General features: G+C 30.8%; 10 protein-coding genes. 2 read left to right on the top strand and 8 right to left on the bottom strand.

Annotated features, from left to right (window positions below):
- Positions 1-194: 194 nt before the first annotated feature.
- Entirely contained in the window at positions 195-926 is a 732-nt protein-coding gene (locus ACZ5N4_RS01955; RefSeq protein WP_464206688.1) for a GntR family transcriptional regulator, read from the bottom strand.
- 266 nt (positions 927-1,192) lie between these two features.
- Between ACZ5N4_RS01955 and glcT the strand changes: the two genes are divergently transcribed.
- Positions 1,193-2,044, top strand: coding sequence for a glucose PTS transporter transcription antiterminator GlcT (gene glcT / locus ACZ5N4_RS01950; RefSeq protein ID WP_464206686.1), 852 nt, complete (start codon positions 1,193-1,195; stop codon positions 2,042-2,044).
- 97 nt (positions 2,045-2,141) lie between these two features.
- Here the strand turns inward: glcT and ACZ5N4_RS01945 are convergent, their stop codons facing one another.
- The 5 genes from ACZ5N4_RS01945 to ACZ5N4_RS01925 form a co-directional block, all read right to left on the bottom strand.
- The gene (locus tag ACZ5N4_RS01945) at positions 2,142-2,621 is read right to left on the bottom strand and encodes a PTS sugar transporter subunit IIA (protein WP_464206684.1); all 480 of its coding nucleotides are present in this window, start codon (positions 2,619-2,621) and stop codon (positions 2,142-2,144) included.
- A 93-nt stretch (positions 2,622-2,714) separates the two neighbouring features.
- Entirely contained in the window at positions 2,715-3,146 is a 432-nt protein-coding gene (locus ACZ5N4_RS01940; RefSeq protein ID WP_464206682.1) for a DUF6262 family protein, read from the bottom strand.
- Positions 3,127-4,656 (bottom strand): tyrosine-type recombinase/integrase, encoded by a 1,530-nt coding sequence (locus ACZ5N4_RS01935; RefSeq protein WP_464206680.1) that lies wholly within the window; start codon positions 4,654-4,656, stop codon positions 3,127-3,129. Before ACZ5N4_RS01935 ends, ACZ5N4_RS01940 begins: the two co-directional genes overlap by 20 nt.
- Complete coding sequence (locus ACZ5N4_RS01930; protein WP_464206678.1) at positions 4,643-6,088, bottom strand: tyrosine-type recombinase/integrase; 1,446 nt, start codon at positions 6,086-6,088, stop codon at positions 4,643-4,645. The genes ACZ5N4_RS01935 and ACZ5N4_RS01930 overlap by 14 nt, the downstream gene beginning before the upstream one ends.
- The gene (locus ACZ5N4_RS01925) at positions 6,078-7,169 is read right to left on the bottom strand and encodes a tyrosine-type recombinase/integrase (RefSeq protein WP_464206676.1); all 1,092 of its coding nucleotides are present in this window, start codon (positions 7,167-7,169) and stop codon (positions 6,078-6,080) included. Before ACZ5N4_RS01925 ends, ACZ5N4_RS01930 begins: the two co-directional genes overlap by 11 nt.
- A gap of 612 nt (positions 7,170-7,781) precedes the next feature.
- Here ACZ5N4_RS01925 and nagE point away from each other — a divergent pair.
- Entirely contained in the window at positions 7,782-9,221 is a 1,440-nt protein-coding gene (gene nagE, locus ACZ5N4_RS01920; RefSeq protein WP_464206674.1) for an N-acetylglucosamine-specific PTS transporter subunit IIBC, read from the top strand.
- A gap of 373 nt (positions 9,222-9,594) precedes the next feature.
- Here the strand turns inward: nagE and addB are convergent, their stop codons facing one another.
- Positions 9,595-13,044, bottom strand: a complete 3,450-nt coding sequence (gene addB / locus ACZ5N4_RS01915) for a helicase-exonuclease AddAB subunit AddB (RefSeq protein WP_464206672.1) — start codon at positions 13,042-13,044, stop codon at positions 9,595-9,597.
- Between the two features lie 351 nt (positions 13,045-13,395).
- Positions 13,396-15,840, bottom strand: a complete 2,445-nt coding sequence (locus ACZ5N4_RS01910) for a sugar phosphate nucleotidyltransferase (RefSeq protein WP_464206671.1) — start codon at positions 15,838-15,840, stop codon at positions 13,396-13,398.
- Positions 15,841-15,866 lie beyond the last annotated feature (26 nt).

The following is a 15,866-nucleotide window of genomic DNA, read 5'->3' as shown; positions in this document are numbered from 1 at the left end:
AAAATTATCCGTTAAAGTCCATTTAGGACTTTAACCTCCTAAATCTCAGATTAACTTAATCATATGAAACTCCTCTTCCTTTTGTCAGAGGAGTACTCACTGAGTAAGCGATCATCTCAAAATCAGCACGCTGTGTAAGTGACTATCACCAAATCATAGATTTGGGATATCTACTTAAGATTTTGGATGCCTGCTTAAGTAAGTATTATTTCGTACTTATACCTGTCACTTCTGTAAATTGCTTTTGTATATTCTATTGGAATATCATTTTCCATATAGGTAGTTCTTCTAAACATAAGAGCCAAAGCATCCTCTTCCAATCCTAACAGATCACTTTCATATTCATTTAGTGCTATAGGCTCAATTGTTTGCTTAGCTTTCTTCAGATCATACTTATATTTCTCCTTGAATACTTTATACAACGACTTTCCTTCTATAGTATCTCTTGTCATATCTACAAAAAGATTACGAGGTAACCATACAGTTTCAAGAGCTATCGGCTCATTTTCCCGCATTCTTAATCTATTTATCTCTATAACTTCGTTTTCACTTTCAGGCATATTCAGTATGGCTTTACTTTGTTTAGTTGCATCTTTTATCTCGAAGGATAAAATTTTCGTGCTTGTTTTTAATCCTTTTTCCTCCATCTCCTCTGTAAATCCTTTAAGTTGTGATAACTGGCGCTTTTCCTTTGGTTCTGAAACAAAAGTACCTTTTCCTTGCTCTCTATATAGAATGCCTTCATTTACTAAAGACATAATAGCCTTATTAATAGTCATCCTGCTTACCCCTTGAATTTCACATAGCTCTCTTTCAGTAGGAATAACATCGCCTGGTTTTAATTCCTCATTTTCTATCATTTCTTGTATGACTTGTTTTATTTGATAATGCAATGGTAGCGGATTATCTTTCGAAACTATTCTCAAATTCTTTTCCTCCCTTTATTTTTTCTTTGCAAGTAATTAAAAATTTTTTATTAGCAAATACTAAAAGAAATTGTTTTCTTTAATTTTAATAATCTATTTAATTAATTAACTCTGTACAAATATATATTATATATGTTATTATAACATTATGTTGATATGTTGTATATACCAATTTCATTTTTATATTTACTAAATTATTGCTTAAAGTAAACTAAATCAATAATTTATATACTTTATTACTAACTTTACCTTTGGAGGTACATCCTATGAAAAACTCACCGCCTTCTGATTATAAGGTTATAAAAATATTTAACAACAATGTTATTTTCGCTTCGCAGGATAACGATGAAAAAATACTTTTTGGAAAAGGTATTGGCTTTGGAAAACATACTGGGGACATCGTTCCTAGTACTATTACTGTAGATAAGATCTTTACTATTGAAGATAAATCTAATACAAAAGCATTTAATGAGTTAGTAAATAATATAGATAGTGATCTCATGGGCTTGTGTGAAGAAGTTATTTGTATGATATCTAATGAATTAAATGAAGTACTTAATGAAAAAATACACATATCCTTAATAGATCACATTACCTTTACTTTGAGAAGACTTAGAGAAAATGACGAAATTGAGAATCCATTTTTAGTAGAAACAGAAACCCTTTATAAAAACGAGTTTGAAGTTGCTCGTAAAGCTGTTAGTATGTTAGAAGACAGATTAAAAATTTCCATACCTGATGGTGAAATAGGATTTATAACTCTTCACATACATTCTGCAAGAAATCAAGGCAAACTGTCTAATACATTAAAATATGCCTTCTTATCTAGCACCATAGTAGAATTTTTAGAGGATACTTTGAATATCGAAATAGATAGACAGTCGTTAGATTATGCTCGTTTTCTTACACACATTCGTTTTGCCATAGAGAGAATTTTGAATAACACTCCTATAAAAAATGAGTTATTAGATGTAATAAAAAAACGTTATTCTACTTCCTATAAGCTTGCTAAGAAGGCAGCAAAAATTATAGAGAATGGACTTGGCCTAGAAGTTATAGAGGATGAGATAGCTTATCTAGCAGTTCATATACAGAGATTTAAATCTTCTTTAGCTTAAATTTTTATAAAGTTTCAAATTATAAAGGTGACTTGCACAGAGGGATGCCACTTTGCACAAGTCACCTTTAGTCCTTTAAATTATATATTTTTATTCTTTATTTTACTTTATAGCTAATAACAGCCTCTTTTCCGGCTTCAACTTCTATTCCAGTGTTATATTTTATTTCTTTTAACTTATCTGGATTTGCAACCAACACTGGTGTTATTAGAGAATACCCTTTTTCTTTTATAAATTCTCTATCTATTTTTAATATAGGTGTTCCTACTTTTACCTTAGTCCCTTCTTCAATTAATCTTTCAAAACCTGTACCATTAAGCTCCACAGTATCAATTCCTACATGCACAAGCAACTCTATTCCATTATCTAACATCATACCAAAGGCATGATTAGTCTTAAATATAAATGACACTACACCATCTACTGGTGATACTATAATATTTCCAGTTGTATCAATTGCTACACCATCTCCAGCCATTTTTTGTGCAAAAACCTGGTCTGGAACCTCAGATAAATCTATAACTTTCCCGGAAACTGGAGCAATTAACTCCAAACTTTTTTTAAAAAAATCAAACATAATTTATCTTTAGCGAGAGAGTGTATCATAAGTACCAAACTCTCACTAAATCCTCCTTTCATTCTTATTATTCACTTTTTAGCGTCTAATAAGTTATTTTAAACTTTTAATCTTATCTAAACTTTCTCTTAATCTCTTATTTTCATCTTTGAGTTCTTCCATATCAACTAATTGGATAATTAGTTTTTCTTTATCTTCTTTTAATTTTTTTATTTCTTCATAGAGTTGCCTTATTTTATCGTCTTTTGCCTTTATTTTATCTTTAGGTGTAGCAACTATACTATGATTAGGAACACCTTTCTCAATGACTCTTAAGCTTAATATACGTTCTTTTAGAATATCATTATTATATAGAGTAGCCTTAGATACTCCAGCTTCCTCGGCTACTGTTTTAAAGTTTATTTTCTTTGTTTTAGAACGCTTTAATTTATCTATTGCTTTATTGACCTTTTCGACAGTTTCTTGGTTTTTCTTTTCTGCAAACTCTTTTAAACCTTCAACATTTCTATTGGGTTTCTTTACCATTCATTTGTACCTCCAAACTATCTACAAGTGGCTTTAAATATTGCCATTTAACATATTGCCTTTGCCAATCTCTTTCCCTACCTAACTCTTTAAATCTTGCCATTTCCTTTTCCATAAGGTCTAATTCTTGTTTTAAGATAGGATAGAACTTAACTTCTGTAATGTAGTTAGGGCAGTTATAGAAGAAGCAACCATCACCATCTGAACAGTTACCCCTTCTAAAATCATATAAGCATACACCTGTCGGTAACGGATTAAAACTCATAGATTTAGATAAATTAGATATTATATCATCAATCTCTTGCCCTGTCTTACCACGAAACTGTTCATCAAGTTTAGACTTTATTTCCTTTGCTCTTAATCCAGCAATCTTAGAATCTTTACCAAGTATCATTTCTGAATATATTTCTTTAACTTCTTCCTCTTTTAAAGTTAGGTAGTGTGAAGTCATTTCAATAGATACATGAGAAAATTGTTTCATAATATGTGCTATTGCTACTTTTTGTTTAATAAGTTCTCTAACAAATGTTGCTCTAAATTGGTGAGATTTTAATGGATATAAGTTTCCTTTGTTATCTCTTATATCCCATCTTTTAATAAAGTTTGGTAATCTTTTTTCGCTCCATTTAGAAACATTTAAAACTCTTATTCCCCAGTTATTCACCAAAAACAATTCCTTTAATCCACTTTCTTCTCTTAATTCCTTAGTATATTCTTCAAGTTCTGCAACTGTATTTTTAACTAATTCATTAATAAATACTTTATGAATTACAGGTTCACCTTTTTCCGTTTTACCAAGTGTAACTTCCATATAATCATATTCATCTCTTGTTGTGTGAATACAACCTTGTCGGATAGATAATACTTCATTAATTCTAAGTCCTGTTTGGCTCTGAATTACTATTCCTGCTTTAGTTAGGATATTCTTTTCATTTAATGCACATTTAAGTACTTTATCAAATATATCTTCGGGAATAGGTTTGGTTTTATTCTCTTTTAAAGCCTTTTTAATATTCCATAAATTTAAAGAAGTAAAATCTGCAAAGATATTAGTCTTAGGCACATCCCAACCTTTTATTTGTCCTATCTTAATAATTTCTTCGATTACTAAACAACGAGAATATCCTGTGCTTTGAGCAACTTTTTTGTCTTCTTTGAGCCATAATGAATAATTTAGAAATATTTCCTTTGTAACTTCATTAAAACTACTAATATTATTCAAATTACAATATTTAACAAATGCAGGCAGTTCACCATTAATATTAACAAAAGCAGTTTGTGGTTTAACTTTTCCTAATCTATAATAGGCATAAAGTTTTACTGTCAACTTCATACCTTTATTCTTTATAAAACCAAAAGTAATTTTCTTTTGACTGTCTTTAGTGGTTTTAGTATTTATAAAAGGTGATAAATCCCATACATCATCAGTAAATTTAGAATTACCAATAGTTATATTATTATAATCACTTTCTGTAGTTATTGGTTGTAAGTTTAATTTAGTTATTGCCATCTTGTATTTCCTCCAATCTCTTTACAATCTCTTTTAGAATTTCAATAGTTGGGAGGAAATGCTCGGCATAATGGTCGCCATAAATATTTTCCTCTAATTGTTTTTCTAACTCTGTTAAATAATTCTTATGAGTCTGTAAATACTCTGGAGTAGTGATATATCTACTACAAGTGTAACATTTCTGTCTTTTTAATAATCTGTCGCAAATCTTTCCGTCACTACAAGGCTTAGTGCAATAACCATCTTCCATTCTTGCTTCTTTATCCTTGTTTTCCTTGAACCAAATTAAATCATTCTTATCTGTTATGACTGTTTCATCAACTTTGTTGATGTTACCGATAATACCTATATTCTTAAATACTTCGGCTCTTTCTTTATCTTTAACATCAGCATAATGTTGCTTAGTAGTCATAGCAGAAGAGTGTCCTAAAACTTCTTGTATTGCCTTTAAATTAGTTCCTTTAGATAACATATCAGTAGCAAGTGTTCTTCTGAATTGATGTGATGTAAGGTTATAATATTCACCATTGGTATCTCTAATGTCATTATTTTTAGTAAAAGCATTAAACCAATTATGAATTATTCCTGTTTCAGATTTTATTCTCATTATTTCTCCAATATTTTTACCTTTAGATACTTTATGAATAAATAAATAACCTTTGATGCTATCCTCAGCCTGTTCTCTTAGTTCTTTTGTATGTTCTATTAACTTTTCAACTGCGATAGCACATTCATTAGGGATGGGCATTGGCTGACGTTCCTTACGGTTCTTATGGTCATACCAAGTTAATGTATAGCCACTAATTAAGTGCGGCTTAACGCTATCGGTAGTTAATTTAAGCATATCTCCAATTCTCATTCCTGTTGATTGAAGAATAATTATTCCATATTTAACATAAGGATTTTCTTCATTAACTAAGGCTTTATTTATCTTTTCTAAAATTTCATCAGGAATAAAATCTATTTTAAGTTTTCTATTTATTCCTATATATTCATTACCTATAAATATCTCTGTTTTAGATACTTTATTAGGCATATATAATTGTCCCCAATGGATAATATTTTTTAAAGTATCAAGACATATTTTTTTATTACTAATAGAATAACCTTTACCTTTTGGGGAAATTAACGTATTTTGATAAGATATAAACATATCAATGTCATTATTAGTTAAATCTTTTAATGAGTTGATTTTTTGAATATTTAGAAATCCATTAATCCTTTTTAAATAAGAACCCATATATTGATAAAGACTACTTAAAGAAATATTATTTTCCTTGTAATTTCTCCAAGTATAAGACTTAACTACATTTTTAATCCTATCACTCTCGATATATGAAAAATCAAACTTAAACTTTCTTCCATAATGTTGTGAGTTACTGTCATTATCTATTAATTCCCACTTATCACCGTTAGGCATTTTACTTGCCATTTGCTCCACCTCCAATTAAAGAACTCTTATTCCAATATCTACTTAAATTATCTTCAAGATATTGATTTGAAATATGAGTATATTGTTGAGTTGTTGTGATATGTTCGTGTCCTAAGATTATCTTAACAACACTAATATCCATACCACTCTGGACTAAAGCAGTTGCACAAGTATGCCTTAAATCGTGAAAATTTAGTTCTATACCGGTTTTCTTTTTTACTGTATTAAACACTTCATAGATTGCTCTATAAGATAAAGGCTTACCTAAATTTTGTTTTTGTTGCGATACAAAGATATAACTATGTTCTGTATCAATATTATTTCTTTTCTCCATTATGAAATTATCTATTTCTTCAAGTAGAGCCATTGGAATATATAAGTGTCTTGTTTTTCCTTTAGACTTTATATTTTCTAACATTCCAATTTCTTTGGAAGTATCGGGATAAGGTATATCCTCGATTTGAAGTTCTAACACTTCACCGATTCTCGCACCTGTAAGATACATTATCTTGAATATTAATTTGTCTCTCCAAGTAGGTAACGCATTTAAAAATATTTCAGCATCACTATCTGATACTAACTTAAAGGTAGTTTTACTTTCTTTAACTTTGAATATTGATTGCTTAGTTTTATTATTACTTCTTGCGTGATGCAAAAGGCTCTTAAACATATCAAATGGTCTATTTACATCTTCCATTATTATAGGATTATTTATTTCTCTAATCATTCCACAATACTTGTAGAAGTTATAAACTGTACTAAGTACTCTATTTATAGTCTTACCTGTACGCTTACTTCCTGCATATATACTAACTACGTTATCAGTATCGTTAGACTCTCTAAGATATTCTATAAACTCTCCTATAATGTTAGGTGTTACTTCATCATATTGATAATGCTCTCTATTCAAGAATTTCCAATATATCTTTAAATCTGTTCCATTAGCCTTTATGGTGTTAAATGCTCTATCTTTTTGTCTAATGTATTTTAAGTAGTCATATACTGGCTTAACTAACCTCATATTATTATCAAGTAATACTACAATATCTTTTTCTTTATATCTTATCGTGTGTAATTCCACTTCTTTTGTTCCTCCATACTTATTTTATATGTCTAATAAGTTTATACTATCATTTTACCACTTATACCTAACCTATATCAATGATAATACTACCTTATAAATATCTATATTAAGTATGGTACTTACTTTTTTTATGCACTCTCTATCTATACTCTCTTATACCTCTATAACACTGCTATTCTCTATAGTTATATTATTATTTACTGCCTATACTATAATCACTAAAGATAACATAACTTTACGCCTCCTAGAGATAATATTTACAAAAAAGAAAAGGCATAAGTCTCAAAACTTATGCCTGATTAAACAGTTACACGTTCGATATTTAGTATATATTCTTAACTCAATTTTGTCAACATTTTAAATTTAAACAGTTTTTAAAATAATATATTGACATATATTCTAAACTTAGTATAATTAAATTAAATTAATATTTACAAACGTTTTCTGAGCGTGTAACCATTGTGGGCAAAAGCTGAGAAGGTTAATTCCTTTTCGGCTTTTTTTATTTTTAATAATTAACTATAAATATCTTAACAAACTCATAACGCTTTTAAGAATGTAAAAATTCTTAAAATAAATAAAAAAAACACTTAGGGGGGAACTTTAATTATGATGAAGTATCTACAAAGATTAGGCAAATCTCTAATGCTTCCAGTAGCTTGTTTACCTGTTGCAAGTATTTTAATGGGTGCTGGTTATTGGATCGATCCTACTGGCTGGGGAGCAAACAGTGTAATTGCAGCTTTCTTGCTAAAAGCAGGTGGGGCATTAATCGATCATATGGGAATTTTATTTGCAATTGGTGTAGCTGTTGGAATGTCAGAAGATAACGATGGTACATCTGGACTAGCAGGCCTTGTTTCATGGCTTATGATTACAACTTTATTAGCTCCAAAGTCTGTAGCAATGTTTAGTGGAGTTAAAGTTGAAGCAGTACCAGCAGCCTTTGGTAAAATTGAAACTCAATTTATTGGTATTTTAGCAGGTTTAATTGGCGCCGCTTGCTATAACAGATTTAAAGGTACTAAATTACCAGATGCTTTAGGTTTTTTCAGTGGAAAAAGAAGTGTTGCTATTGTAACAGCCGCAGCTTCAATTGTTGCATCTTTAATTTTATTCTTTGTATGGCCTTTTGTTTATGGAGGATTAGTAGCTTTTGGTAAATCAATTATATCTACAGGTGCTATTGGTGCTGGTATTTATGCATTCTTAAATAGATTATTAATACCATTTGGTCTCCATCATGCACTTAACTCTGTATTCTGGTTTGATGTAGCTGGAATCAACGACCTTGGTAACTTCTGGTCAGGTAAGGGAACACTAGGAGTAACTGGTATGTATATGACTGGATTCTTCCCAGTAATGATGTTTGGTTTGCCAGCTGGTGCTTTGGCTATGTATCATACAGCTAAAAATAAAAAGAAAAAAGTTGTTTATGGTTTATTATTAGCGGCAGCAATATCTTCTTTCTTTACTGGTGTTACAGAGCCATTAGAATTCTCATTTATGTTCTTAGCTCCAACTTTATATTTTGTTCATGCAGTTTTAACAGGTATTTCTGCTACTGTATGTGCAATGTTACCAGTAAGAGCTGGATTTAACTTTAGTGCTGGTTTCGTAGATTGGTTCTTAAGTTTTAAGGCTCCTATGGCTGAAAATCCAATTATGTTGATTCCAATTGGTATAGCATTTGCAATTATTTATTATGTAGCATTCCGTTTTGTAATTACAAAATTCAATTTAAAAACACCTGGTAGAGAAGATGACAACGAAGAGGGCGAACTTAATGTAAAACTTGCAAATAACGATTTTACACAAATTGCATCTACAATCTTAAGAGGTGTTGGCGGAAAAGAAAACGTGGTATCTGTTGATAACTGTGTAACTAGATTACGTTTAGAAATCAAAGATCAGTCAGTAGTTGATGAGAAAGTTATTAAATCTGCAGGTGTCTCAGGTGTAATTAGACCAGGTAAGACAAGTTTACAAGTTATTGTAGGTACAAAAGTACAATTTGTATCGGATGAATTTAAAAAATTATGTAAGTAAAAAATAATTTTATAAGTCCCTTCTATGCTGATAGGGCTTCCGTAGCTGAAACAATAAAACCATTAAAGGTATTAATAAAAATACTTTTAATGGTTTTATTATTATTTTTAGCACACAAAATACCTTTTTACATATAATAAATATATAGATAATTACATTCTTGCTTTATTCTTTATGAAATTTTCAATTATTTAGATATATTACCCCCACTTAATTTTTACAATTTTTCCCTATCACCTCCAAATTTTAAGTACTACAAGTACTTAAAACCCTATTTAGCAGCCTAACCTGTGCTTTGCTAAAAATACAGGTTAGGTTATTTTACATAATAAATGCCTCAAGAGCAATAAATTGCTCTTGAGGCATTTCCTTACTAATTATTTAATTTTTCTTCAATAGCTCGCCAAACCTCTTCATCAGATTTATCCTCTAAAACTCTATACTTGTTATCCTTTATCGTTGTATCAAATTGGCATATTGCTGGATAAATACAATATTCACAAGAATTTTTATTTTTCTTCTTACATGGATTTATATCAATATTTCCTTCTAATATATGCTCACATAACTCTGCTATAGTATCCTTTACATACTTCCTTAGAAGCTGAAATTGTTCTAAAGTTGCAACAGAGGATTGGGATTTTGATATCTCTCCATCTTTTTTGATGGTTACAGGAATAATATCAGAACTTTTTTCTATCTCACTGTCCATCTCTTTTATAACTTCAAGATTATCAAGTAAGAGCCCATTCATTTTTAAGCTCTTCATTATTCTTTTTTCTATTTCACTATCGGACAGTTCACCTTTTCCCTTTATTATAGGATCATCAAGCTTAAAATAAAGAATTCCTCCTGGAAGAGCATCTTTGTTTATTCTCTCCTCTAATTCTGTAAGCATTGCGTCTAAATATATTAAAAGCTGCATTTGTAGACCATAATAAACATCTGACAGCTTAAACTCTCTGGTTCCAGATTTATAGTCTACTATTCTTAAGTATGTCGCCTTCTCCTCATCTACGCTATCAATTCTGTCTACCCTTCCTATAAGACTAACAGTTTCACCAGAATGGAGTTCCACAGTTATCGGAGGATAATCTCCAGAATTACTAAAGCTCAACTCGTATCCTTTAGGTGTGAATCCACCTCTTTTCATATGCTCTGTAATAAGCCACACAGATCTAGTTAGTATCCGCTTTAACCCTTTAGTCACATGACCATATCTTTTTGAACTGCTGAGTATAGACCCTGGAATTTTAGATATTGTTGAATTTACAATATCATTTATATTATTCTCGCACCACTCTCTATCTATGTCCTTCCAGCTCAAGTTGTGTTCTTTCAACATAACAGAAAAACTTTGTAATATACTATGCATAAAGCTTCCTAAGTCTGGAGAACTAAAATTATAAATTTTTCTACTTTTGGCTTTAAGTCCATATTGCATAAAATATGCAAAAGGACACTCCACGTACTTTTCCAATCGCGATACACTTATGCTCATATGTCTTCCATAAAGCTTTCTTACCTTTGATGTATCTAAAATTTCAGCTGTATTTGTATAACTAAAGCCATTTAATACTGAATCGAGCTTTTCACTCCATTCACTATTATTTTTATACCATCTATATACATCTAGCCATAGAGGACTAATATATTCTCCTTGAGAATCTTTTTTTATGTTGCTTACAAGCTCATTAAAAGTAGCATTAGGTCCTGTTATAGCTTTAATATTTTCATTGTCGCCTCTTTCTTCTGCTAAACAACTTTGTTCTAAAATATCTGGAAAAACCTTCTTTATTCTGGATATAATTATAGATGGTCTTTTAGCTTTTCCTTCTTCATCTGACATAGCATAGCTTAATCTTAAATACTTACTTACAATAGTTAATGTAGTATACACTAAAAATTGTTCCTCAAAAGCCCTGCTTCTTGTATCCTTTGCAAGCTCTAGGCCTCCTTCTCTAAGTCCTTCTCTATCAACATCCGTTAGTATACCTTCGCTAGGAACAGCTGCAGGGAAAATACCATCATTAACTCCAACTATGTACAATGCACTAACATCATGACTTTTTAATCTAGTAACGCTTCCTACAAGAACTTGATCTAAGGCTGGTGGAATTACACCTATCTCATACTCTCCAAAGCCGGTAGCTAAAATCTTCGAAAACTCATCCATACTTAGGATATTGTCACCTACAACTTCTACTATTTGATCTAATACCTCTACTACAATATCCCATATTTGCGTATATTCATTTGATTTATCTAGCTCTCCCAGCTCTTTAAAATCACTTATCCAGTGCTCTAATTTTTCTGGAACTTGAATTTCACAAAGAAATTGATACAATCCCTCGCACATTTCTATGCCCTTTTTTCTTCCTTTTATATTTTCTGAAAGGATTACTAAAGGTCTTATTACTTTATATCGAATTTCATTTATCCTATTTAGAATTTCTTTTTCCTCATCCGATACTTCTTCATCTTCAAAATCATAGTCTATTCTATAATTCCATGGATTCTCGTCTATCCACCTCTTACCCCTTATACCATTTGCTAACACATAATTCTCCAATATATCTATTTCTTCATTGCTTAGATCCAGCAGTCCTGTTTTTAAATACCTGAATACACATTCATAGGACCAGTTTCTAGCAAGAATTTCAGCTACTGAAACTATTAGTACGATTATTGGATTATTTACTATTTCTCTTTTTTTGTCTACAAAATAGGGTATATTATACTCTGAAAAAATTGCTCTAACTAAGTTTTCGTATCCATCTAAGTCTCCACTTACCACCGCTATATCTCTAAACCTAAACCCTTTATCTCTGCATATTCTTATAATATCCCTGGCTGTTTCCTCTATTTCTACATATTTGTTTAAGGCTTTAATAATATGCAAATCTGAAACTTCTCCTCTGTGCGATTTATAGGGATAAGAAAATAAGTAATGCTGAAGATGCTGAAGCTCTTCGCTATCTTTAAATCTATAACATGGACTGCACTTTAAAGCTATAGGCTTATCATACTTTATATTATTTCTTTGTATAATTTCTAAAAGCTTTTGTTCTGTATTCTTAGTTGTTGAAAATATATCTGTATTTTCAACCTTACAATCCCCATTAAGACAATCAGTACACAAGGTCATATTGACTCTTTTTGCCTTACTCATCAGCTTTTCAATAACGATATATTGCTGTGGAGTAAAACTTGAAAATTCATCTATCCACACTTCTGCTCCATCAAATAAATGACACTTGTCAATTTTTTCTGCAAGTATAGTAAGATCATCATCTGTATCTATGTAATTCTTATGTAATCTTTCTTCAAATTCTGAAAAAATCAAAATTAAGTCTTGAATTTTATTTTTTAAGTTTTCACTTTCTACTCTATCTAAGGCACTATTTAAAAGCTCAATAGTAATATTGTATCTCTTAAACTCAGTAATAATATCACATACAGTTGTAACAAAACCCTGTTTTTTTGCAGTTTTTCCAAAAACTTTTAACTTATCTTTATTCTCAGACATTATTTTATAAATGAGCATACTTCTTCCTGAGTTATTAATATGTTGTCTACTTAATCCACCTACTTCATTGCAAACTGTATAGGCCATTCTCTTAAAACTCAATACTTGAGCTTTTAGCATTCCTTCTTCTCCTACAGTTTTTATGAGGTTTTTTTCTGCCTGAAATGAAAATTGCTCTGGTACTAAAAGTACAAGGGGATGAGAACATCCTTCTTCTATTTTTTTCTTTATATCATTTAAACAGTAATAACTTTTACCGCTGCCTGCTCTCCCAAATATAAACCTTAAACTCATATTATTACCTCACATAAGCAATATTTAATAAGTCTATTATAACATTAAAGTAGAAAAAAAGCAGAACTCTCCTTTAGGGTCAAAACCAGAAAGTTAACTTATACAGAGGGATATGCTTCCAAAGCTGAAGGTAGATTTAAAAACTTTGTACCAGTCTTAGTGAAGTGTTTTAAGACAACCTTAGCACCTTCGAGTTGTCTGAGCATAGCGAGTTTCTCGAAGGTGCTTAGGTCGTCTAAAACACAAGCTTTAGACTGGCTAAAAGTTTTTAACGTACTGAAGCTTGGAAGCATATCCCGGCGTATAAGTTAACTTTCGGCCTATATCCTATAGGTGTTCTGCTAAGTTAGCTTATTCTTCTAATGTTATTGTTTCAATTCTCTTTAAAAGGTTATCTGTAATTTTCTTCAATTCGTCTGAATCCTTCGATTCTGCATAAACTCTGCATAGAGGTTCTTCTGCATCCGGCAGAATTAAAGCCCATGAATCATCAAAGTTTAATTTAACTCCTTCAATTAAGTCTACAGAATTTGAATCGTTCTCTTCAATAAGATTCCTCATTACCTTACCTTTCATATTCCAAGGACACTTTACTTCTTTTTTTGTTATATAATATTTAGGAATTTGAGTAAGTATCTTGGAAAGAGGCAAATTACATACAGCCATAAGATTAATTGCTAGCATACATACACTTATTGAATCAAGTGTCATTAAATAAGCATTAATCATTTCTCTTTTACCTATTCTACTTTCATTCTTTAAGTAAGCATCTAGTATGAATTTTTGCGATGTTTTAGTTCTTATAAACTTGCATCCACACATTTCCGCTATTTGCTCCATGGTAGATGAAGCTGTTACAGGAACCACTAGTGTTCTAATGTTAGTAGATTTCAACATAACAAGTGCATTTAATGCATCATATAAATCATCTCTTATTATATTTCCTTTTTCATCAATAATTAAAGCCCCTTCACATTCATCATCAATTCTAACGCCTAAGCTAGCATTATTTTCTACTACTTCTTTTCTTAAGCCTAAAATATCATTGAATTCTTCATAGATCTTAACATTTACTTTAAGTTCTTGGAATATAGCTTTAACTATATTTAAAACCATAGGATTTTTTACGCTTAAAATTACTTTATACTTTTGGCTTCTTATATTATTAACACCAAGCTGATTTACAATTTGTCTTACGTAATAATCGATACAATCGCGCATGTGATCAATCTTTCTAAAAGTATCTGTTTTAACTCTTCTAAACTCTTCTCTTATAAAGCTATTTTCTATTTTTCTTTCTAATCCTTTATCTATATCAAGTCCGTTCTTATCCATAAATACTATGTTCACCTTTTGAGGATCATCAATATCTATTGAAACATGGACACTTCCTTGTACTCCAAAGAATAATGTTGATTGCCTTGTTATTGATCTCGGTAATCTTCCCAAATCTAAAACTTCGATTCCCATAGAAAGAAGCCCAGTCGCTAATGAATATTTAAACATTTGAGCTGCTCCACTATCGCAACAGGCAATAGCAACCTTTGAATCTGACTTTAATTGTGAACCATATGCTGAACCTAACTTTGAAACAAATTCTGGAGTAATATCAACATTAACTTCTCCAGTTATACCTTTTTTGCCAAATAAGGATTTAGAAAATTTTCCTCTCCATATTACATTAGATTTTACCACAGTACTTGAATCGATAATTTTATTTGGCCATATCTTAATTCCAGGCTTTACAATAGCTCTTTCCCTTATAAGCGTATCATCACCAATTGCTGCTTCTTCAAATACAGAAGCTTTTGACTCAAGTTGTACTTTTTTACACAAAACTGCTCCTCTGACTTCCGTATTATCTCCTATATAGCAATTATCGAAGAGAACGCTTCTCTTTATTGTAGCTCCATTGGAAATTATATTATTTTTACCCAATATAGTGTATGGTCCAATTTCTGATTTTTCATAAATTTTTGTACCACTTCCAATATAGACAGGACTAGATATCTTGGCCTCAGTGCTTATTTCGCAATTTTCACCAACCCATATACCATCCTTATATTTTTCACCTTTTATATTGACATCTACTAGGCTCTTCAATATATCAAAATGACATCTAATGTATTGCTCTATATTTCCGATATCACACCAGTATCCTTCTGCTACATACCCATACATAGGTCTCTTATCATTTAAAAGTATAGGAAATAGATCATTACTAAAATCAAACTTTTGATTTTTCTCGTAATATGAGAATATTTCCGGTTCAAGTATATATATTCCTGTGTTTACCTTGTCACTAAAAACCTCGCTCCAACTTGGCTTTTCTAAGAATCCTGTAACCCGTCCGTCATTGTCTGTTACAACAACTCCAAATTCCAGCGGTACAGGAACTTCTTTTAATACTAAAGTTGCTGTAGATTTTTTCTTTTTATGATAAGCAATAGCTGTTGATAAATTTATATCTGTTAATGCATCCCCACTTATAACAATAAAACTATCATCTAAAAATCCTTCTGCATTTTTAACACTACCAGCAGTGCCTAAAGGAGTCTCTTCTATGAAATATCTCATATTAACTCCAAATTCCCTGCCATCTCCAAAATAATTAGTGATCTCATCAGGTAAATATTGTAATGTAACTCCTATATCAGTTATTCCATTCTTCTTTAAAAGTTCCACTGTATACTCCATTACTGGCTTATCCATTATTGGCATCATGGGCTTAGGTATATTACAAGTTAAAGGCCTTAATCTTGTTCCTTCTCCACCTGCCATAATTATAGCTTTCATAAACCTCATCCCCTCTTTTGAAATTT

It is taken from the genome of Clostridium nitrophenolicum, from assembly GCF_055391695.1.
The sequence above is the reverse complement of the archived record's forward strand: the minus strand, read 5'-3'. Positions and strand labels throughout refer to the sequence as shown.

Excerpts from the sequence above, each read along its gene's own strand:
- addB (WP_464206672.1), bottom strand. The coding sequence starts at position 13,044 with ATGAGTTTAAGGTTTATATTTGGGAGAGCAGGCAGCGGTAAAAGTTAT.
- nagE (WP_464206674.1), top strand. The coding sequence starts at position 7,782 with ATGATGAAGTATCTACAAAGATTAGGCAAATCTCTAATGCTTCCAGTA.
- ACZ5N4_RS01935 (WP_464206680.1), bottom strand. The coding sequence starts at position 4,656 with ATGGCAATAACTAAATTAAACTTACAACCAATAACTACAGAAAGTGAT.
- glcT (WP_464206686.1), top strand. The coding sequence starts at position 1,193 with ATGAAAAACTCACCGCCTTCTGATTATAAGGTTATAAAAATATTTAAC.
- ACZ5N4_RS01930 (WP_464206678.1), bottom strand. The coding sequence starts at position 6,088 with ATGGCAAGTAAAATGCCTAACGGTGATAAGTGGGAATTAATAGATAAT.
- ACZ5N4_RS01940 (WP_464206682.1), bottom strand. The coding sequence starts at position 3,146 with ATGGTAAAGAAACCCAATAGAAATGTTGAAGGTTTAAAAGAGTTTGCA.
- ACZ5N4_RS01945 (WP_464206684.1), bottom strand. The coding sequence starts at position 2,621 with ATGTTTGATTTTTTTAAAAAAAGTTTGGAGTTAATTGCTCCAGTTTCC.
- ACZ5N4_RS01910 (WP_464206671.1), bottom strand. The coding sequence starts at position 15,840 with ATGAAAGCTATAATTATGGCAGGTGGAGAAGGAACAAGATTAAGGCCT.